This is a genomic window from Pedobacter nyackensis (assembly GCF_900176505.1).
GTDB classification, from domain to species: domain Bacteria; phylum Bacteroidota; class Bacteroidia; order Sphingobacteriales; family Sphingobacteriaceae; genus Pedobacter; species Pedobacter nyackensis.
In genome coordinates, this window is sequence record NZ_FWYB01000001.1 from 116994 (window position 1) to 135822 (window position 18829).

The 18829-nt window shown below is 40.1% G+C and carries 35 protein-coding genes and 1 tRNA gene; 29 read left to right on the forward strand and 7 right to left on the reverse strand.

The window, feature by feature from the left end; all coding sequences use genetic code 11:
* Positions 1-822, reverse strand: coding sequence for a hypothetical protein (locus tag B9A18_RS00520; protein WP_084286712.1), 822 nt, complete (start codon positions 820-822; stop codon positions 1-3).
* A gap of 124 nt (positions 823-946) precedes the next feature.
* Positions 947-1531, reverse strand: coding sequence for a hypothetical protein (locus B9A18_RS00525; RefSeq protein ID WP_084286713.1), 585 nt, complete (start codon positions 1529-1531; stop codon positions 947-949).
* Positions 1532-1886: 355 nt separating this feature from the next.
* Between B9A18_RS00525 and B9A18_RS00530 the strand changes: the two genes are divergently transcribed.
* The 10 genes from B9A18_RS00530 to B9A18_RS00570 all read left to right on the forward strand — a co-directional run bounded on the left by B9A18_RS00530 (position 1887) and on the right by B9A18_RS00570 (position 7419).
* Positions 1887-2150 (forward strand): helix-turn-helix domain-containing protein, encoded by a 264-nt coding sequence (locus B9A18_RS00530; protein ID WP_144009335.1) that lies wholly within the window; start codon positions 1887-1889, stop codon positions 2148-2150.
* A complete protein-coding gene (locus B9A18_RS00535) occupies positions 2147-2476 on the forward strand; it encodes a hypothetical protein (RefSeq protein WP_084286715.1) in 330 nt (109 codons plus the stop codon). Before B9A18_RS00530 ends, B9A18_RS00535 begins: the two co-directional genes overlap by 4 nt.
* Positions 2477-2741: 265 nt before the next feature.
* Positions 2742-2927 (forward strand): hypothetical protein, encoded by a 186-nt coding sequence (locus B9A18_RS00540; RefSeq protein WP_144009336.1) that lies wholly within the window; start codon positions 2742-2744, stop codon positions 2925-2927.
* A gap of 93 nt (positions 2928-3020) precedes the next feature.
* Positions 3021-4487, forward strand: a complete 1467-nt coding sequence (locus B9A18_RS00545; RefSeq protein WP_084286717.1) for a phage portal protein — start codon at positions 3021-3023, stop codon at positions 4485-4487.
* Between the two features lie 153 nt (positions 4488-4640).
* On the forward strand, positions 4641-4856 hold the full coding sequence (locus B9A18_RS00550; RefSeq protein WP_084286718.1) for a hypothetical protein: 216 nt from the start codon (positions 4641-4643) through the stop codon (positions 4854-4856).
* Positions 4857-5410: 554 nt separating this feature from the next.
* A tRNA-Ile gene (locus tag B9A18_RS00555) sits at positions 5411-5484 on the forward strand.
* A 344-nt stretch (positions 5485-5828) separates the two neighbouring features.
* The gene (locus B9A18_RS25085; RefSeq protein WP_159452557.1) at positions 5829-6005 is read left to right on the forward strand and encodes a hypothetical protein; all 177 of its coding nucleotides are present in this window, start codon (positions 5829-5831) and stop codon (positions 6003-6005) included.
* 2 nt (positions 6006-6007) lie between these two features.
* Positions 6008-6190: a hypothetical protein gene (locus tag B9A18_RS00560; RefSeq protein WP_084286719.1), complete on the forward strand. Its 183-nt coding sequence runs from the start codon at positions 6008-6010 to the stop codon at positions 6188-6190.
* Positions 6183-7037, forward strand: coding sequence for a hypothetical protein (locus B9A18_RS00565; protein WP_084286720.1), 855 nt, complete (start codon positions 6183-6185; stop codon positions 7035-7037). Before B9A18_RS00560 ends, B9A18_RS00565 begins: the two co-directional genes overlap by 8 nt.
* 133 nt (positions 7038-7170) lie before the next feature.
* Positions 7171-7419: a hypothetical protein gene (locus B9A18_RS00570; protein ID WP_084286721.1), complete on the forward strand. Its 249-nt coding sequence runs from the start codon at positions 7171-7173 to the stop codon at positions 7417-7419.
* Between the two features lie 203 nt (positions 7420-7622).
* On the opposite strand, the gene B9A18_RS00575 is transcribed toward B9A18_RS00570, so the two are convergent.
* Positions 7623-7835, reverse strand: coding sequence for a hypothetical protein (locus B9A18_RS00575; protein WP_084286722.1), 213 nt, complete (start codon positions 7833-7835; stop codon positions 7623-7625).
* 97 nt (positions 7836-7932) lie between these two features.
* On the opposite strand from B9A18_RS00575, the gene B9A18_RS00580 reads away from it, so the two are divergent.
* From B9A18_RS00580 to B9A18_RS00620, 8 genes are all read left to right on the forward strand, one after another.
* On the forward strand, positions 7933-8499 hold the full coding sequence (locus B9A18_RS00580) for a hypothetical protein (RefSeq protein ID WP_144009337.1): 567 nt from the start codon (positions 7933-7935) through the stop codon (positions 8497-8499).
* A gap of 88 nt (positions 8500-8587) precedes the next feature.
* Positions 8588-9589, forward strand: a complete 1002-nt coding sequence (locus B9A18_RS00585; protein WP_084286724.1) for a phosphoadenosine phosphosulfate reductase domain-containing protein — start codon at positions 8588-8590, stop codon at positions 9587-9589.
* Positions 9528-9962: a hypothetical protein gene (locus tag B9A18_RS00590; RefSeq protein WP_144009338.1), complete on the forward strand. Its 435-nt coding sequence runs from the start codon at positions 9528-9530 to the stop codon at positions 9960-9962. Before B9A18_RS00585 ends, B9A18_RS00590 begins: the two co-directional genes overlap by 62 nt.
* Positions 9959-10321, forward strand: coding sequence for a hypothetical protein (locus B9A18_RS00595; RefSeq protein ID WP_084286726.1), 363 nt, complete (start codon positions 9959-9961; stop codon positions 10319-10321). Before B9A18_RS00590 ends, B9A18_RS00595 begins: the two co-directional genes overlap by 4 nt.
* A gap of 2 nt (positions 10322-10323) precedes the next feature.
* On the forward strand, positions 10324-10752 hold the full coding sequence (locus B9A18_RS00600; protein WP_084286727.1) for a hypothetical protein: 429 nt from the start codon (positions 10324-10326) through the stop codon (positions 10750-10752).
* A gap of 2 nt (positions 10753-10754) precedes the next feature.
* On the forward strand, positions 10755-11198 hold the full coding sequence (locus B9A18_RS00605; protein WP_084286728.1) for a hypothetical protein: 444 nt from the start codon (positions 10755-10757) through the stop codon (positions 11196-11198).
* The gene (locus B9A18_RS00610) at positions 11195-11422 is read left to right on the forward strand and encodes a hypothetical protein (protein WP_084286729.1); all 228 of its coding nucleotides are present in this window, start codon (positions 11195-11197) and stop codon (positions 11420-11422) included. The genes B9A18_RS00605 and B9A18_RS00610 overlap by 4 nt, the downstream gene beginning before the upstream one ends.
* A 227-nt stretch (positions 11423-11649) precedes the next feature.
* On the forward strand, positions 11650-12015 hold the full coding sequence (locus B9A18_RS00620; protein ID WP_084286731.1) for a hypothetical protein: 366 nt from the start codon (positions 11650-11652) through the stop codon (positions 12013-12015).
* A gap of 5 nt (positions 12016-12020) precedes the next feature.
* On the opposite strand, the gene B9A18_RS25090 is transcribed toward B9A18_RS00620, so the two are convergent.
* Positions 12021-12182: a hypothetical protein gene (locus B9A18_RS25090; protein ID WP_159452559.1), complete on the reverse strand. Its 162-nt coding sequence runs from the start codon at positions 12180-12182 to the stop codon at positions 12021-12023.
* A 36-nt stretch (positions 12183-12218) separates the two neighbouring features.
* On the opposite strand from B9A18_RS25090, the gene B9A18_RS24925 reads away from it, so the two are divergent.
* The 3 genes from B9A18_RS24925 (at position 12219) to B9A18_RS00630 (ending at position 13033) form a co-directional block, all read left to right on the forward strand.
* Positions 12219-12422 carry a hypothetical protein gene (locus tag B9A18_RS24925; RefSeq protein WP_144009339.1) on the forward strand — a complete coding sequence of 68 codons (204 nt, stop codon included), beginning with the start codon at positions 12219-12221 and terminating at the stop codon, positions 12420-12422.
* Between the two features lie 129 nt (positions 12423-12551).
* The gene (locus B9A18_RS00625; protein WP_144009340.1) at positions 12552-12779 is read left to right on the forward strand and encodes a DUF6965 family protein; all 228 of its coding nucleotides are present in this window, start codon (positions 12552-12554) and stop codon (positions 12777-12779) included.
* Positions 12780-12814: 35 nt separating this feature from the next.
* Positions 12815-13033, forward strand: coding sequence for a hypothetical protein (locus tag B9A18_RS00630; RefSeq protein WP_144009341.1), 219 nt, complete (start codon positions 12815-12817; stop codon positions 13031-13033).
* Between the two features lies 1 nt (position 13034).
* Here the strand turns inward: B9A18_RS00630 and B9A18_RS25095 are convergent, their stop codons facing one another.
* From B9A18_RS25095 to B9A18_RS00645, 3 genes are read right to left on the reverse strand one after another with little or no spacing between them, the layout of a single operon-like run.
* Positions 13035-13205 (reverse strand): hypothetical protein, encoded by a 171-nt coding sequence (locus B9A18_RS25095; protein ID WP_159452560.1) that lies wholly within the window; start codon positions 13203-13205, stop codon positions 13035-13037.
* 47 nt (positions 13206-13252) lie between these two features.
* Positions 13253-14032, reverse strand: coding sequence for an SOS response-associated peptidase (locus B9A18_RS00640; protein ID WP_159452561.1), 780 nt, complete (start codon positions 14030-14032; stop codon positions 13253-13255).
* A gap of 7 nt (positions 14033-14039) precedes the next feature.
* Positions 14040-14378 (reverse strand): hypothetical protein, encoded by a 339-nt coding sequence (locus B9A18_RS00645; RefSeq protein ID WP_084286736.1) that lies wholly within the window; start codon positions 14376-14378, stop codon positions 14040-14042.
* Between the two features lie 258 nt (positions 14379-14636).
* On the opposite strand from B9A18_RS00645, the gene B9A18_RS00650 reads away from it, so the two are divergent.
* Genes B9A18_RS00650 through B9A18_RS00685 form a run of 8 tightly spaced genes read left to right on the forward strand, consistent with a single transcriptional unit; the run spans position 14637 to position 18803 of the window.
* Complete coding sequence (locus B9A18_RS00650) at positions 14637-15323, forward strand: hypothetical protein (RefSeq protein ID WP_084286737.1); 687 nt, start codon at positions 14637-14639, stop codon at positions 15321-15323.
* Positions 15324-15326: 3 nt separating this feature from the next.
* Entirely contained in the window at positions 15327-15737 is a 411-nt protein-coding gene (locus tag B9A18_RS00655; RefSeq protein ID WP_084286738.1) for a hypothetical protein, read from the forward strand.
* Positions 15738-15787: 50 nt separating this feature from the next.
* Positions 15788-16816, forward strand: coding sequence for a major capsid protein (locus tag B9A18_RS00660; protein WP_262497637.1), 1029 nt, complete (start codon positions 15788-15790; stop codon positions 16814-16816).
* On the forward strand, positions 16816-17301 hold the full coding sequence (locus B9A18_RS00665) for a hypothetical protein (RefSeq protein ID WP_084286740.1): 486 nt from the start codon (positions 16816-16818) through the stop codon (positions 17299-17301). Before B9A18_RS00660 ends, B9A18_RS00665 begins: the two co-directional genes overlap by 1 nt.
* The gene (locus B9A18_RS00670; RefSeq protein ID WP_084286741.1) at positions 17301-17618 is read left to right on the forward strand and encodes a DUF6706 family protein; all 318 of its coding nucleotides are present in this window, start codon (positions 17301-17303) and stop codon (positions 17616-17618) included. Before B9A18_RS00665 ends, B9A18_RS00670 begins: the two co-directional genes overlap by 1 nt.
* Positions 17618-17947 carry a hypothetical protein gene (locus B9A18_RS00675; protein WP_084286742.1) on the forward strand — a complete coding sequence of 110 codons (330 nt, stop codon included), beginning with the start codon at positions 17618-17620 and terminating at the stop codon, positions 17945-17947. The genes B9A18_RS00670 and B9A18_RS00675 overlap by 1 nt, the downstream gene beginning before the upstream one ends.
* A 44-nt stretch (positions 17948-17991) precedes the next feature.
* On the forward strand, positions 17992-18396 hold the full coding sequence (locus B9A18_RS00680; RefSeq protein ID WP_144009342.1) for a hypothetical protein: 405 nt from the start codon (positions 17992-17994) through the stop codon (positions 18394-18396).
* Positions 18393-18803: a hypothetical protein gene (locus B9A18_RS00685; protein ID WP_084286744.1), complete on the forward strand. Its 411-nt coding sequence runs from the start codon at positions 18393-18395 to the stop codon at positions 18801-18803. The genes B9A18_RS00680 and B9A18_RS00685 overlap by 4 nt, the downstream gene beginning before the upstream one ends.
* The last annotated feature ends 26 nt before the right edge of the window (positions 18804-18829 follow it).

Below are 18829 nucleotides of genomic sequence, written 5' to 3' on the forward strand. Positions count from 1 at the left end.
TTAAAATTTTGTGGCTGGTTTTTTTATGTATTGGTGGGCTGTATTTTTTGTTTCTTTATCAAAATCGTTCTGTAATTGGCCTAAACTTATTGCATGGTCCATTGAGTATTCAGCAGCAGCCCGCCCATTTATTATTCTGTAGATTTCAGCTAATTGTTTTTGTTCGACAAAAGAAATCACTTTATAGATTCCAGCCAGTTCATTTTTTGTAATATAATCGTACTCTTTTTCAGATAAATGTTTTTTTAATAAATCGATAATTGGGGCGTCTAACCTCCAATGTTGCATATTTCTATTCTTAAAATTTAAATTGTAGAGATAAGATATTCTGCCCAAAAAAGTCACAAGAAATACAATTTGAAACCAAATTCTATCATTGATAAATGGTCTTATTGCTTCAATATTATTCTGATATTGTTTTAACAATTGGATGCTTTTATTTAAATCGGTTTGCATTGTTGAAATTAAAGGTAACGAGCGATCGTCAATGAAAAACTCATTTGTTTCTTTGACCGTCATAAAACCGTCGATGGAACTTATCGCGGTCAGGTACTCTCGTATCATTAAATAGTTTTCCCAGAATACTTTTATTGCAGCAATTCTATCTGTTTGACTCAAATGATACCCGTGATTTTGGGAATCAAGTATTTTAGATATAAAATTTTGGTTCTTGCTTAGCTCGTTTTTAAATCCTTCAAGTCTATGATCATAATCACTTTTGATACTTGCTTTTATTTTTTCTTTGAAAAAAAATATAATTATACCAGTAAGACCCGCGCTTGAAATTACAGATATAAAAATATTAAATAACGTATCATTCATGATGTTAAGTAGTTTTAATTTCGTCCAACAATCTACGCTGAATAATAGTGATTACAAAATTCGGCATTGGATATTTACCTTCTTCATTAAGAGAAAAGGAATGTATGCAGTTGGTTATTGCGATTTAGTTAGGTAAGAAAATTGGATCTGAATTACTTTGCCCAAACATGCCAGTAATTGAAAACGGACAATAAGATTTTTGGGTGAATCTATATCCTAACAGGTTTTCAAATTCTATTTCCACATATACAACATCGTCAACCTGTAAAAAGTATTTTTTTTCTATTTCACCTCTAAACTTTAAAGTGAACGGGTCGTTAGTTGATTGATATGAAATCCTGTGGGGATTTAATTTCTCAATCCAAATAATATTGCCATTTTTTAATTTTAGAGTCGCTTTTAAATTTTTACAACCTCCATTCATGGGTTTTACTTCTACTCTGAAAATGTAATTAATAATATTATCCCCCTGTTTTACTATATCAGGTTGAAAAATTACAATTGACATTTTTAAATTTTGATCTTTTATAAATCTCTCAACTTCGATCCTATGTAGATCCTGCTGCAAGTTTTGCACTGTTGTTTGAGATCTGAGCGTTCTCCAAAGAAAGTAGGCTGTAATCCCAGTAACAAGTACCATCACCCAGTCAGAAGATGTACCCCATACCTCGGATATAAAAGGGAATTTGAATAGGTCTGTATTAAGCATATCGAGCGTTAAAATTAAATTAAAAAAAAGATACACGAAGTTTGCAAATATGTAAACTTTGTGTATCTTTGGTGTATGGTAAAGCTAACCATTACAAAGAAAGGATTTGATGTTCGTTTCAAGGCAACATTCAAATCGGTAAGAAAGCTGATTAAGCTGATAATAAAGCTAATCATTTTCTAAAGACCAACTGGGGGCAAGGCTCCCAGTTCTTCCTTTGAAGTGATAAAGTTACCAAATTTTTATTTAATTAAAACGAATGTATTATGTTCAAACAGATTTTTGGTTACTTAAAGGCTTGGATTAAAGGCGATGATGCTGAACTGCACATAGATAAAACCTGGCATTTTGCTTGGTGGGAGTTGATTCCTATCTTGGGTATTATTGGTTTGATTATTTATTGGATATGCAGATAGAGGGGACACGGGAAGCGTTTATGGAGATGATCAGTCAGAAGGGCTTTGCAGCAAAGTCGGGTATTGATAAGGCTTTGATCTCCCTATGGAAGAACGGTAAACGCGTGCCAACTCTGGATAAGATGGAGGAGGTGCTGCATGCTCATGGGGCCAGTGTTGTCCAGGAGAAGGTTTGGGATGTTAACACAAAGGAGGAATTATGAGCAATGTAACAGGGGCAATCAAATTTAAAGACGGCACAATCCGTTTTTATGAGTACTACGGTACAAGTGATGTGTGTTCAACGAAACACTACTCTACCCAAAAGGAGGTAGCTGACAACTGGAGATCTTATCCTAGCAATCGATGCAGCTGCGAAGGTTTAGAGCCCGTGAGTATTTATTCGTCATATGGAGGCGGTTTTTACTTAGATGGTTTTGCATGCAAGAACTGTGAAGCTTTAGCTCATGATCCGGATTTCGATATGATTGAGAGAGAGGATACTGAAGATTGGATTCTGCAGATTTGGCCTTGGGAGGAGTTGGTATAATGAGAATTAAAGCATCTAGTGGTAAAACGATTGATCTTTTTTATTTGAAGTTCAATAAGCAAACTCGCATTCCGAGAAAGCGTAAAAAGGCTAATAAGAAATTTGAGGCAGTAAGTGAGAGGGTGTTACGTGAGGCGGGGGTAGGAATTTAAAAAAGGGATAGCGTATGATATATCAAAACACAAATACAGCATTGCTCAACCAAGAACCTACTCTTTTGCAGAGACAAATCGAAAGGTATAAATCTGATAGTCATCTAAAATACATGAGAGTACGACAATTGAATATAAGGGGGGTCGGGTTGAAACGCCAGGAGGGAAATACCTACAAATGGATTAATAAAGACCTGGAAGATGCAAACGATCATCTGCAACGACGAATAGAAGTCCATATTGAACAACATTATCCCTTAGTTTGGGATTGCCTGCAACGAGGCCTGGTCGTGCTGTAACGCTTACCAACCTCCCTTAGTAAACCGCATTACTCCATACCTCGCACTTAGCGGGGTATTTTTGTTTGCCACCCATTCAGGGTGCGTTTGACTATGGAATTACAGGAACTTACCGAACTTTTAGCAGATCCAAAAAAACTGGTTGATAAGATCACTGAGCTTGCGCCTGAGATACCGGAGGAAGCGTTAAAGTTTCAGCCAGAGGAGCATAAGGTAGTTACTGATCTTCAGTACAGGCCAGATCGTAAGGTCGATGTGCCCACTGGCACTATGAACGATAAGAATGAGCCAGAGTATAGACCTGAAACAAAACCAGTCCATCGCATCCCTAGCGCCACACAAAAGCTGATCATTGACTGGTCTGTTGACCTCGCCCTTTCTGGAGGCGTAGAAATCGACTGTTCACCGCGTGAAGGTATTACCACTGATGAGGTGATGCTTGCCATGGTTAAAAAGACTTTGGAGGATAATAAGTTTGATTATTTAGCCATGGAGATTGAACGATTAAAGCAACGCTTCGGTGCTGTTTTGCTTGTTTGGTACAGTGTTGAAGCAGAAGAAGGTTATTGGGCGGATATCACTCCAAATAAAGGAGCTAAGTTTAAAATGCGCTGCACAATATTGAGCCCAGAAGATGGAGATATCATCATCCCAATTCGTGATCAGTTCAAGGACATGATAGGCGCTGCACGTAAATACAAAGTCAAAGCAGGCGATAAGGAAATCGAAAAGATGGATCTTTTCCTGAAGGAGGCTTACATGACGTTTACCCAAGGCGAAGGCAGCGGGTGGGTGTTAGAGAAATCAACAAAAACTCAATACGGCAAAGCAAACTTCATCCTTGACGAACAGAAGCGTCCAGAGTGGGCCGATGTTAGTGCTAAGATTGAACGTGTTGAGCAGATAGATTCTGATACCGCTGATGAAAACCAACAGAGTGCATTCCCAATTCTTGTAGCTACCGGCCAGATCATAGCTGCTAATGGTGGTGGTGCCTCTAATACTCGTAAGACATTCCAAATGGAAGGCGATAAGGCTGATCTTAGGTATGTTGAAGCTGAAGGTGGTCAGGAATCAGCGAGTAATGAACGTAAGAATCTACGTAATGATATATTCATTGAGACAGCAACACCTGATCTTAAATTCGAAGATATATCAGGAGATCTACCAGGTGTAACAATCGAAATGATGTTGCTGCCTTCGACTAACAAGGCAAAGCGTAAACAAAAGGGTTCAATCGGCATATTCCATCAAAGGAATTTAAACTTCCTTAAATCAGCTATGGCGGTTATCAATAACCAGGTTGAGCCATCTTTAGGATTGGTCATGAAGCCGAAATTCAAAATTGAATTACCACGTAACCTTACTGAGGAGTATGGCAATATCGTTTCATTGGTTGGTGCTGGTTTGATGAGCAAGGAAACGGCAATAGCAAAATTAGCCTTTTCAGCTGATCCCGCTGCAGAATACGAAAAGATTAAAGCCGAGGCCGAAGAAGCGCAAGCGAAGGCAATGGAGTTGGCGGCTAAGACTAAGCCAGTGGCTCCAATTAACGAGTAAACAACCGCCTTCCATTCAGGAGGGCTTAAATTATATGACTAAAACTAAAGTTAAGCCGGCTATTAATATTACCAACAACAAAATTGTATTGTTAACGCCAGTTGAAATGAAATTAAAAGATTATTTACTATTACCATCAACATTGAATTAATTATGGCAAATGCAATAACAACAATCGAACGTGTTGAATTTATTATTCAGCCCAAACAAACCCATTGTAATTTATTTTATAGCAGTAATGAACCTGGCACCCCCTGGGGTGGCGGATGGAAGACTAAGACATTCCCCGAATCAAAAAGCGCAATAGATATACTTCGGGATGAAGTGCAAAATTATTTAGAATGGTCTAACGGACGTGAAGGTGTTTAATAACAAACCCATAGGAGGGGTGAATTAATTATGAAAAACTTTACAATCAGCCTTGGCATTGGAATTAATCAACTCATAATGGAATACTTTGTGATTCATGCACAACAGGAAGAAAAACCAAAAACGCATTATTTTGATCCCAGATCATCGCGTAAAAAACGCTAAAAAATTATTTTTAATTAACAGTTGTTAATTAGGTTAATAGTTGTATATTTGTTTCAGCGAAAGGCAGAGATAAGTGCAGGAGAGGGAATAACATCTAATAGGTGTTATTCTTTTTTGGTAATAACCATTCATAAGTTTTATTATTTTTTGACAGCCGGGAACAGACCGGCAAACGGACCAATATCCGCTCTGGCTCATAACCAGTTGAAACGGTAACAGGTTGCATACAGGTTCGATCCCTGTTTGGTCCACAAGGAGCAGAAGTAAGACAACATCAGGAAAAGCCCCTTTGTCTAAAAAACGGTGGATGTTGTAGATGCCAATCTGAAAATGGATGACTTTTTTAGCTTCAAAGTAAGCGAAATGACCAGCAGGAAAGACTGCTATTTGTTGAATTAGCTCAGTTGGTTAGAGTCTCTCCCTGATACGGAGATGGTCCGTGGTTCGAATCCACGATTCAACACGGGTAAAGGCGCTGCACAACCAGGACCATCTTTGCTGTCATAAGCTAGAAGTCGCAGCGCCCCGCCATTAAAGTCCAGCCCACAGGGTAATCCTATCGGTGTATGGCAATAGAATAAACGTTCTATAATGAACGTAAATAGAATATCAGTTCTATAACGATAAAGCCCTTGTGAGGGATTAGGCCGGACAACCAATAGGTTAGCTTATGTCCGGGATTGATGAAGCAAGGCGAACCCATTAGGGGAAGGATTGTGTGTTTGGTTAGAGCGGTAGTTGTGGTGACTGCCGCTTGTTTATTACCCCTTCAGTGGGGTTTTGGTAGTGAAATTTAAAATTTATTATATGATTCCACAATTGATTTGGTTTGCACTTGCCTTCATTGGCTTGGGCATTAACATCGTACAACACGGGAAACCTAAAACAGGCAAGCATGACGCTTGGACACAGGTTTGCGCATTGGTCATAGGCGCTGTAATACTTTATTACGGTGGATTTTTCAACCCTTTATTAAACAGGTAATCATGCTTAAGATAATATTATCATTTGTAGCTGCATTTGGGTTTATCGTAGGAATAGTTATCCTGTGCGGATGGCTTTTCGATAACTTCGACGGGAAGATTTTGGCAGGTTGGTGGGGTTGTTTACTGTACACCTATTTAACTGAAAGAACTAAGTCAGCAAGAAAGGAGGTGTCCAATGGCTAAGCTTAAGAAACACCAAGTAAAAGTCTTATTAAAAGACGGAATCGAAGCAAAACAAGTTAAGAGTATTTTAGAGGCATTAGGCGAAAATGTAGATAATTCATATCGATATAACGATCACCGATTTATCTATTTTAATGAAGAATACCGTCAGTGGCGTATGGCTTATGGATTATATCCATGTGCAGTGGTGTCATTAAAAGAGTTAATCATTTTACTATCAAAAGAGGCGGCTGAAAAACCTTCAATCCTATCCGGTCTCTGCGCAATCCAGGTCAACAACGAGCGTGAGTTTAAGTTGTTGATGGAGCATTATGAGGCAAAGGGGTGGAAGTGGTCATCTAACGAGAGTCCATTTGAGGTGACTTACAAAGGTTTTGGCGAATCAGCTTCAACCGCTCTTACCTACGAAGATAGATTTAGTTGGTATAGCAACAGTTACAAACTCATCCCCTTCGCTGACTTCGCGGCTGAAGTAGGTATTAAATCGCCGGTGTTCGTAATGAAGTCCGAGGATGGCGTACCGTTATACATAGGAGATCCATACTACAAAGCCCTAAAACTTGTGAATGGATGGGAGTTGTCGGCTGGCACTTCTCATTTCACTACCAATGACCGCGGCAACCCTGTTAGGCATATTGAGAGTAAAGCATTCTCCACCAAAGAAGCTGCTGAAAAGTGGATAGAGGAGCAGAATAAGCCTAAAGCTGTCGAAGTCAAATTGTATTGTAAAAAAACCGCCAATATCCATCAAGATGGAACTATAAGGGTTTTTGACGGAAGCAATACCATGAATCTTTTTCCCTCCGATCTCGAAGATATGTTGCACGCCTACAAATCCCTGCAGTAATGAACACAGGCCAAAAACTAATCACCATCTGGGTAGTGGTGGTAATAGCAATGATCGCCTATTTGGTGATACATCCACAGATAACTAACAATTAATTAATAATCAGAGCTTCCGCCATAAAAACCTTAGTCAGTTGCAGCGGAAGCTTAAAAAGACACCGGCACCGGATGGGCATAACGATATGAATAACACAGCGATTTTAGAGAGAGAGAATAAGGAATTGAAAGGACAACAGGCCGAGAGCGTCTCCCTGTTCAAGCAATTACAAAAGCAGGTAGGCACACATTATGGTGAGCAGATTGATGAACATTTGGCAGCATTAGAAGGCCGGAGGCATAACGCTAAAGCTTGGGATCTTGCCGATAGAAACGGAGAGCAGTAACATGCTTACCGCCCACCCATACACATTAATAGTCATCGGGATAGTCCTGATCGGGCTCATGTTTTATAAACTTTACAATAGGTAATTATGGAAATCAATCCACAAGATCAAACACCAGGTCCGGGAGCTGCTGCTGCATTAGTTTATTCCTTAGCGATAGTGATGGTGATTGCGGGGGTTGTTATATGGGTGCTTAAGTAGGGCTATTCGAGGGCTTTAAGCTTTTCAATATTGGCACCAAGGATTTTCAAGGCAGCAATAGCAAGCCTTTCGTCTTCAGGTGTGATTCGTTGTTTATTTGCTCCCGATAGCTTGTTCGCTAGTTTAGTTGTAGCGTGGTCAACTCCGTACATAAGTCTGGCAAGTTCAGCTTGCTTAATCAATGGGTTGTCCTTTAAGAATTGCTTTAAATCCATTCTACAAACGTATGAAAATAATGTAGAACAAACAATATACAATTGTAGAATAAATATAATACAAAATACTTGGTAATGTAGAATAAACGTTATACATTTGAATATCGAAAGACATACGACTGAGCCTCCAACCAGCGCAACTCCTAACCGGATTGCGCTTAAGGTGGTAGAAAACAATCATAGCGTCATGGATAATATACTTTCACACGAACACAACGGCAAATCATGGCTTTTTATCAAAATGCCAGAGAATTACGTAAGCAAGTCAGTTTATATGGGATACGTAATCTTTAAAGTTTGGAATGAAAAGAATGGTGTAACTGAAAATCAGCTGTCGGATTATTCCAAGCTAACCAAATACTTAGAAAACCATAACCCTGATAAGGAATACAAAACCATTCCAGTTAAACTGCCTGAAGGGGATTGGATATCGGTTTCCGGTCTGTCCGAAATTACCGAAGAGCAAGCTAAGGATGTGGTCTTAGACTCTGAAACTATGCTTGAAATACATGAAAACGGAATCTACCGTCAAGCTTACGGATTTGTTGATTATACAAATGGATGTGATGGTTATGAATCTACTGTTAAATCATTGCGAACCTTAATTACATCGTTGGGCGGTGATGTTGAAAGTAATAATTATTTAATACTTAAAGAGGCATAACCATCCAATAGCAAGTTTTGAAAACCGGGGTTGAAATAGTCTCCGGTTTTTGGGGTGCCGGGAATCTGGTAATTAAAAGGTAAAACGTATGGAACAATCAGCATTCTTCGATAAAAACGGATTAATTCACTATGATAAATACATCGTTTATTTTTCTGGGGGCAAGGATTGCACTGCGTGTGTTTTACTTCTGCTTGAATCTGGAATACCAAAAGAAAAGATTGAGTTGTGGCACCATAATATTGACGGCCAGGGTGAGAAATTTATGGATTGGGTATGTACTCCTGCATATTGTCAGGCTTTTGCTGACGCGTTCGGGATTGATATTTACTTCTCCTGGAAAGAAGGCGGATTTTTAAGGGAAATGCTACGTAAGGACTCGTTGACTGCTCCGACATCATTCGTTACGCCAGATGGTGAAATAGTAACTATTGGCGGGGATAGAGGAAAAGAAAATACAAGGATGAAATTTCCACAGGTTTCGGCTGATTTAAAAGTTCGGTGGTGTTCTGCCTATCTAAAAATTGATGTTGGCGCTTGTGGCATTAGAAACCAAGAAAGGTTTAGAGGCTTAAAAGTATGCACCATATCTGGGGAGCGCGGAGAAGAAAGTAAAGCCAGAAGCGAATATGCAGAATTAGAACCAGACAGGGCTGATCTGAGGAACGGCAAGGAGTTTCAACGTTTTGTTGACCGTTGGCGCCCGGTAAAGAACTGGACTGAACAACAAGTTTGGGAAATAATTGAAAGGCATAAAGTTCGTGTACATCCTTGCTATTATCTTGGATTTTCAAGGTGTAGCTGCATGTTCTGCATCTTCGGCAATGCTGATCAGTTTGCCAGCGCAATTTTCATCAACCCTGAAGGCGGCGAAAAGGTAATGGGGTATGAAGAGTCGTTCGGTGTGACTATCAAGCGTAAAATAAGCGTTAGGGATTTAAATAAGCTTGGCACTCCTTATCCATCAATAACAGCAGAATTGACAGCTATTTCGATGTCCAGTACCTACGATTTGCAAATAATAATGAATGATGACGAGAAATGGATTTTACCAGCTGGCGCATTCGGTGAAGGTTGTGGACCATCATAACCATCCTAATCAATTCAACCAAACACTAAAGAAGAATAAACAAAGAGAAATGAAAACAAACCCAAATGATCCAATACAACCTATATTAACTCAATCAGCATCATTGCAAAATGAAACCAGTTTAGGCTTAACTAAACGTGAACACTTTGCTGCTACACTACCTAACAACTTTGAATCATTACCACTGCATATTCAAGAAACTATTTGCGGTGAATCAGCGCCATTCTATGAGTTGGAAGATATGGAAGGTGGAAAGGATAGTATACAGACTTATGGTGAGCCTTACGTGGCTTGGTTGCTTAAAGGTAAAAGTAAGTATGCTGTCATGAACTCGGATGCATTAATCGAATCTTTAAACAAGGAGGAACAATGAAACCTACAGGACAAATAAAAACAATGCTTGACTTCTTGAATGAGGTTGCAATGGAGGAAGGATATACCGGATGGTATCAAGTGTACAGTTATCACACCCCTGATTTTGTTGATCTAAATGATATTCCTCAAAAAGCATGTAAAAGGTACGCTCAACAGGCTATCTCCCAAATGCAACCGGAGTGGGTGGCGTGGGATAAGGTGAAAGCTGATGATGATCTGATAAAGAAATTCAACACTTCGGATTCCGACTTTATAATGTTAGCATTCGATGACGGTAGCGTTAGAAGATTCAATGAAGACCATCCTACTGCTGAAATAACACAAGTATTGTTTTTACCACAACCCCCAACAAAGTAATTATGAAAGACATACTACAACTACAAGAAATAGCAGGGTATTTGCCTTATGAAGTACAATTCAAGCACTTCGATGATGAAAGAGAAATATACCAAATCTGCAAAATAGCATACTTAGGTATTGATGAGGTTACGATCTTTAGCAGTGATCATGAATATACATTTAATATTTGTGACGTTAAGCCAATGCTTAGGCCTTGTACTGAGGTTGAATTATCAAAGATTCTCTGCATTAACGAAAAGAAAGATAAGTTCATAGACTACATATCTACCTCGATAAAAGATAGCCAGTTTAACATGAGAATGCTTATTTCTGGTAAATCTGATAGTCTGGAATACTGGAAAATACATCGTCTTTTACAATGGCACTTCGACATTCACAACCTGATAGGCCGAGGATTAGCAATTGATATTAACACTTTAACCCCATAACCATGAAAGCACAAACAACAGTTAAGCCTACACAGGAGGAGGGAAACATCCTGTTAAGCGAATTTAAGGGAGTTAAATTTCAGGCACGACGAGACAATCAGTCTTATGATAAAAAATTCGATACATATGCGGAATGTATTGAATGGATCGAAGAAAAAGGGTATGAAGATTTCTATCCTGAGATAGGATTTGGATCAGGTGTAGGTAATCATCATGACAATTGGAGCAGTTTAATGGCGGTAGTTGAAAAGATTGAATCATTAGGTTACGATTCACGTATACATGGTAATTATTCAGACGGCGGTTTTTTATGTGACTTTGTTGATCTTGAAAATAACGAGCATGGAGGTTCGGTATCGTATGTTTCTAAAATTGAAGCTGTTTTTGATGCTTGCGTGCAATTAGTCGGATGGTTGAAGCTTAGACAGAAAGGAGGGGGTGCATGAAAACCATAAGTGTTGATCCTGACTTTACAATAAAGGATTCTGAAACTGATTTAGTTATTTATAAAGGGTGTCGAAAATATGGAGGTATTAAATGGTTCAATCTGTTGAATAGAATACTAAATAAAAAACAGATGCTTTCATGGATAGATGATAAAGGTGGTTTTGAGTTTAAAATTACTAACGAAAAGTACGATTTAATTTTAAAGGAGGATAACAATGGATAAGCAAGGGAAGGTGAAGCCGAGAGTAGACCAGATGTGGATGTGTATATTGATTAAGGGCGTAAAAATTGACGTAGCGTTACAATCAACTCTGAAATGGACGCGTAAAGAAAGTATTCAAGAAATGACTAAAACAAAATCCGGCAAACCTTACGTATATACATGGCCACAACTCCGAAAGTATGGTTGGCACTGCGTAAAAGTTAATTTATCATTTGAAATCTAAAACCATGAGCAACAACCAAAACAACCCACAGGAAGCACCACAGGTGAAGAGTGTGGAGGATCAGACTAAAGACGCAATCATTGAAAATCAACTTGATGTTACTGGCTGGAATGTATCACCAGATTCCACAATGAGAACAATGATTAAAACATGTATGGAAGAATACTCTGATAATTTTCAATCCCGCATAGCAGAACTGGAAGCGATCAACGCTAAGTACATGGAGGCTTTGGAGAAAATAAATTCAATTGATTGGCACGTTGATAACGGTAAATATTTCGGTAAAAGTGAAGCTCAATTATTTAGCGTAGCTGTAACTATTGCAAATAAAACATTAAACAGCAAGGGGGTAGGGAATGGGGATGTATAAGCAGCCTAGCGACGATCAAACAGAAAAGCAGCGCCAAAGTAAATCACCTCTATATGGTTACAGGAAGCCTCTGCCTGACGAACATGGTGACAAGTGGTGTCATTGTACCATTCCTGTTTTAACTCATGGCACGCACCGGGGAATAGCATGGTGCATGAGATGCTCAACCCCTTATTATCATTAACACTTTAAACCTTAAATAGATGAAAAACATACCCTATGCTCAATGGTTTTCAATGCTAACTCTCATTATGGTTGGATCTGGTGTGTTTGGAGTTGATGTTGATACACTTGTTGTAAGGCCTTACGATTTCAACCTTGACCATGATTCCTTTCGTCATGCTTATGAAGCCGGACTAAGTCCTATGGAGGCGTACCTGGTCGATATTAATGAAGGGGGAGAATGACCATTGCATCATAAACAAAAGAAGGGCCACAATCTCCGACTGTGACCCTAAATTAACGCTCTCGAAGTAAAGATAAGAAAATCCAATTATTGAGCCAAGCAGCACTCGAATTATTTTTACCTTCGCCGCATGAGTAACATGACGACAGCAGAAGAGTGGGAAGCAGCATTTCACGGTATTGAATTACCAGAAACAGCAGAATTAGCTACAGGAGTTAAAATCAACAATGTTCAGGGGTTTCTTCAAAAGTCTTTTGAAATCCTTAGGAATGGAACCCCTAGGGTGTGCGAACCGGTTCGATGGAGGTTGCAACGGTTACTGGATATTGTGAATGAGGCTAATGGGGAGAAGGAGTAATTGAATTAGTGGCACAATTTCATTAAATTAGATCTATGTTTTCATACACTTATACAATGTCCAATGGCCAAACGGTTGAATTAATCAACCGGAGCGGGATTTGCTGGGGGTATGAAGTTGTTGATCAAAGCGGACAACTATTAGGCACTATTTGGATTGATGATGAACCTGGTACTGAAAGTGAAGTATTGAAGCCTTTCGAGCAGGAATTATTGGACTTCATTGAAGATCAAACGAAGCCGACGAATTTATAACCTACATTTCATGTTCCTCAATTAATTCTCCTATCTGTCTCACATATTCCAAGGATATCAATTCAGCAGTTTCCCAAATTATGCTCCCGGTAGCCTCGTCTATAGAAGGAGTGAGGGTTGCTATTTTATTTTCACCACGGAAGATCTGAAAAGTTCCGTCGGCTTGCGGCATTACCCAGAGAGTTTCGCCTACTAAGTTTATTTCAAATGGGTCCATAGTTATTTTAGGTTAAATCCATAGTATAATTCATCATCAAATTTAAGATCCTCGTAGGGAAAATAATCAATTATCTCAGGAGTATTTGAATCTACTTTTGGCGAGTACAAATTCCGGCTAACCGAATGAGCCCCCATAATTTCCTCCGGGCATGGCTGCATCAATTGTTTTACTCCTTCTTTTGGCAGCAATGGATCCATCCACAATTCAATATTTCTCTTTTCCAAAATAACAATCATTCGCTGATCATCACTCGTGGTGGCTACATTATGTATCTTCTTTAGTATTCGGTTTGGCTCAGTTGTAATCATAGAAAATGTTACATGCCAATCGCCTCCAATGGGGTCCTTCCAAAAGCTGTAAATTCCTGCAACGTAAAAGAAAGGTTCATTTTTAGGGTATATGTAAAACGGATATTTCTTTCCTTCATAAGTATGCGGCTCATAGAATCCAGTTAATGGGATTACACACCGCTTTACCTGGTCGGGGTTTTCATTCCAAATGCTATTTTTAAAGGACGCTTTCTCAAATATCGTATCGTTCCGAGCATTCAGCGTGAATTTTGATAATTGAAGCTGCTCAGATAGTGTTTTGCTCGGCCAGTTGGGCATAAGCCCCCAATCCATCAATCTTATTTCTCCCTTTGCTAATACCGGCATATGCGGGCGATCAAATCCATTCGCATCAAACACGGGCGTAAACTTGTCGGCATCTGGAAATGGCGCGTTCATCACCTTCGCAATCTCATGACCAGTAACTTTAACAGAGGCTCTATTGCACATAATTGGATTAACGTTGGTGTGGTTGTTTTGTTTGCTTACGTCGAAGTTCGTAATAATTGTGGAGTCTTTTATTGAATTCATCAATCTCCTTAGCGGTCCGATGCAACAAATCAATCCTTTCTTGCAGCCCAACTAAAGGATGTTTTACAACAAACTTACGCCCATCATCCTTATCCCTGTGCATATGAACCGTTTCAGTTGAGGCCATAAATTCATCAGGTGTATACCACTTTTTGCTGACCGTTGAAAATATCCAGCATCCAGAGATAATTGCCTCCTGGTAAATAGCTTTTTTGGCAGCAGCCCCCGGCGATTCTCTTACTTGCATCCATAATGGCGTTTCCATGATATCTAAATTTAGGACGATAAAAATACTAAAAATATTAGTAAAAAACACAAGTCTTGTGCACAATTAACTAAATCGATTCGGGTTATTTCTGATCTGGTAAATGGGTGTTGGTGGCAGTTTATTTACTATGCGTCCGTAGTAAGTCTACTTGGTTTATCAGGCGGGTTGCGCGAGGTAAATTTGGGTTCAAATCGCGAGGTGTAGCACGATTAATTACCGGATTGCAACTCAGCAAACAAACTCAAAACAAATATTATGTCACTTAAAACTAAGATTCCCGCACGACTGAAGGCATTGTTCGCAGGCGTGGCGTTATCTAAAAAATCGATTGATGGCATCACTGAAAAGGCAAGTGTTGGATTGACTGATGAATCTACAGACGATGAAATCGACGCGGTATTAAATGCCCGTAACGAAATTTGGTCGTTCGATGATCAAAGGAAGTACGATGACTACCAGGCAGGGAAAGCTACAAAAGATGCAGCCGACAAAGAAGCAGCAAGACTAAAGGCTATTGCCGATGGTAAGCCAGCGCCTATTGAGGTAGATCCAAATGAAACAGCAACCGAGAAAGCGTTGCGATTGATCATGGAGAAACTTGAAAAACAAGACGCGGTAATAGCTCAGTTCGGTCAGGAAAAAGTGGCAACCACCCTTTATGGTGCCGCTGAAACTAGGCTGAAAAGCAAGTATGCTGATTACCCTGAGATACTGGCAGATGTTCTATTAGATGTAAAAGAGAGGTCATTTCAAGATGAAGAGACTCTTAACGCATTCCTTGATAGAAAAGAAGCTGCACTCGGGATAGTTATCCAGACTAGCACCAACAACAGTTTAGGCGGAGAACGACCAGTGGGTGGTGCAGGGGGGAAGCCTGCAGGAAGTACAAAAGAAGCCTCAGCTGCAGAGGTTGATGCAGCATTTACAAACTTTAAAATCTAACAAATGGCAGTAACCGTTAATCTTAACGATAATGGCGTAAGCGTTGACAACTCAAAGGACAGTATTGTTATCATTGAGGTTCAAGCCGCTATTAAAGGTGGGAAGTCGTTAGATACGACTGGATACACTTTAGATGTGATCAATGCTGGTCATATCATAATCAAAGAAACAGCAACAGAGAACTACAAGCCGATGCCGTTGACTACTGGAAACACAGTATACGACACTTTGCCTGTTGGTCACACTTATGTCGGTGTTTTAATCGCGACCATTCTGACAAAACGCCCGTTTGCGGCTGTAATGCTTGAAGGATACGTGAATGAAAACGCTTCGCCTTTCTCTGTAGCATCAATTAAAGCAGCGTTTATGACTGCAACGTTAAACGAAATTAAATTCAGGGGGGACTTAACATAATGGATCAGTCAAAATTCTTAACGTACATTCAAAAGTACTTCACAGGGTTTATGGCCCTTGTGACCAAGACAATTAATGGAGCAGACAAAGCACCGTCTTACCTCCATAAATCAATGCTTACACCGAAGCAGTCTATTGACGGAAAATGGGCTTCTATTACTTCTGATAATCAGAACGTAGCAGCGGACGTTGTGGCAATGGATTCTCCTCTGCCATTAAAAAGCCGTCCTTCATTACAGACGGCGTCCGGCGATATACCTAAAATGGGTATGGAGCTTAAAATGAACGAAAATCAGTTAGATCAACTTGATACATTGATTGCTAAACAAGCAGATGTGTCTGAGATTGTAACGGAGTTATTCGACGACGCCAAACGTACTTTAGTAGGTATTGAGGAGCAAAAAGAGTATTTATTCCTTCGTGGACTATCTTCTGGTGTTGCTCTAACGGATACTGAAAACGTAGGTACAGGCGTACGTGTGGACTACGGTTATATTACCGATAATAAAGCAGGTGTGCCAGTAGTATGGACAAACGCTGCTGCTGCAACACCGATCAGCGATATGGAAGAAATGATCTCTAAAGCTGACGCTAAAGGGAAAACCATTTCAGACATTATGCTGGACAAGGTAACATTCAATGTGGCTCGTAAAACCGCTGAAGCGGCAACTCGTTACGCTACAAGTATAGGCAACTTTGGAACAACCAAACCGACACCTGCTTATCTTTCATTCAAGGAATTGTTGGAGGCGGAATTAGGGGTTAATATTATCATTGTTGATCGTTCTGTTAAGTTCGAGAAAGACGGGGTTAAGAAAACCGTTAAAGCATGGGATGAGGGTAAAGTTATCTATTTGACAGATACCAACGTGGGTTATTTAGTCTGGAAAAAAGTCGTGGAAGATAGTCACCGTTCTAAATCAATCGAATACAGGACAGGTGAGTTCGGAACACTCGTTTCTAAATACGTTACTCACAAACCTTTTGGGGAGTGGACAGACGTACAAGCGCGTCAGTTACCTGTAATCACCAATGTGGATCAAATATTTCAAACTGATTCTAAAATCGTTCAGGCATAATGGCAAAGCAAACAACCATTGACGAACAAGCAAACACTCCCGCACCAGGTGCGGAGGGTGCTGCTGAAAATGCTACGGGACAAGAGAATCAGCCAGCAGCCGCGGTTATTGAAACTCCTGCCACGCTATTAGTGGCCGAAACTCCTGATTGGGTTCAAACTATCATAGATAGCAATCAGACCGTGCTGGATAGCAACAATAAGGTTTTGGCAGGACTCGAAAGCTTCAAAGAGCATGCTACTTCATTCGTAGAGGATATTATTGAGAAGTCAACTGCGAGAGCAGAAGGCGGGCCAGTAATGACCGGTAAACCAGCTAAAGAAAAGGAAGTAGACTTATTCGCTTCTTACGTTGTTGCCGAAGGTAAATCCTTCCGTGATAGCAAAGACTTCAGCAAGGTTTACGAGTCTGGTGATCCTATTGAAGGATTGAACGAGGATAGGTTGAAAAATCTGTTAAACCAAGGCTTAATCGAAGAAGCATAATGACCATAAAAGAAGCCCTTATTGACACCATTTCAATCACCTTACCATCAGGTAGGATTGACAAAGCCCTTATCGATGCTGAGTTGAACGGTGCGTCCGACTACACGAAAGCCGACGAGAAAGCAGTTGATATGGTTTACGCGGGGCTTCTTTTAACTACCATCCATGTTACGGAAATCAAGGAGGATGATGTGTCGATTAAATACACCACTGACCTGAAGGGTATATACAGTGCGATAATGAGGAAATGGAACTTAGTTGATCCGTTTTTGGTGGTAGTAGCTAAGCCAATTGTGAGACAAATAAACTTCGGATAATGGATTTGAGAAGACCACATATACTTACGTTTACTTTGCCTGGCACAACTGGTGGTGAAGATCCTGTAACAGGGTTTCCAATACCAGGAAGTGATGGAGACGTTGTGACCGTTCCTTGCCGATATGTTTCTGCATCTGGAAAGGTTTTTAAGAACCAGGACAATGTGGAGGTGCAACAAAGGGGACGTATACGCGTGCCGATTGGATCTATAATGCCAGCTACGTTTACACACTTGACTGTAACTGAAGGTGATATTACTCACTTCACGGGCCCAGCGCTTGACGTTTATGCTGGCGGTCATTTAACAGGATGGAGGATTGATGTATGATCAGCGTGCAGGCTAATTTCAATATGAAGTCTATCCATGATTACATGGAGAAAAAGGTAAATGAGAAGATCGATAAGGTCGTTGATCTACTCCGTAAAAAAGGAATGGAATTTACGACAAAAGCCCGTAAAAAGGTCTATGCTGCCAATCCTTACAACAACATCACCTATAACTTGGTGTCTTCGGTCGGTTTTGCAATAGCAAAAAACGGGGTTATCGTTGAAAGTTATTTCCCATTGGAAGCAACGGGAGTTGAAGGAAAAGCAAAGGGTGAAGCTTTAGCAGAAACAACAGCTATCAACCTTGCCGGAAGGAATGATATTGTATTAATCCTAGCGGCAGGAGAAGATTACGCAAGTTATGTTCAGGCTAAAGGCAAGGACGTAGTAAACGGGTCATCTGATGAATTTACAGCTTACGTGCTGCAAACATGGGGGGCATACAGATGAAAGATGTATTCGACATGGTTACTGATGTGCGGAGCCTGGTTAACGTTCCTGTACTAACTTCTACCATTAATGGTAAGGTATACCCAAACCTTCGACCGGATGGCCGTACTGATTTTGCCGACCTAGTTGTAAATGGTCTTAGTATCACCAATACGCAGCAGCAGATTGGATCAGGAAATGTCAATGGCTACGTCCCGACGATTACAAAGGACGGAGTAAGGGTTCCAGATCAAGCACGATTAAGCGCGATGGGCAAGTCAATAATTACATTGATCGACAATCAGTACCATGATACATTCAGGGTTTTTGTTGATGGTGGAGCAGTCCCAATGCGCGACACGGATGGAAGTTACTTTGTAAATGTGCCCTTTAAATATCATTCGATACAAGACAATTATCAAATTTAAAAACCGCCTACGGGCATAAAACAAAT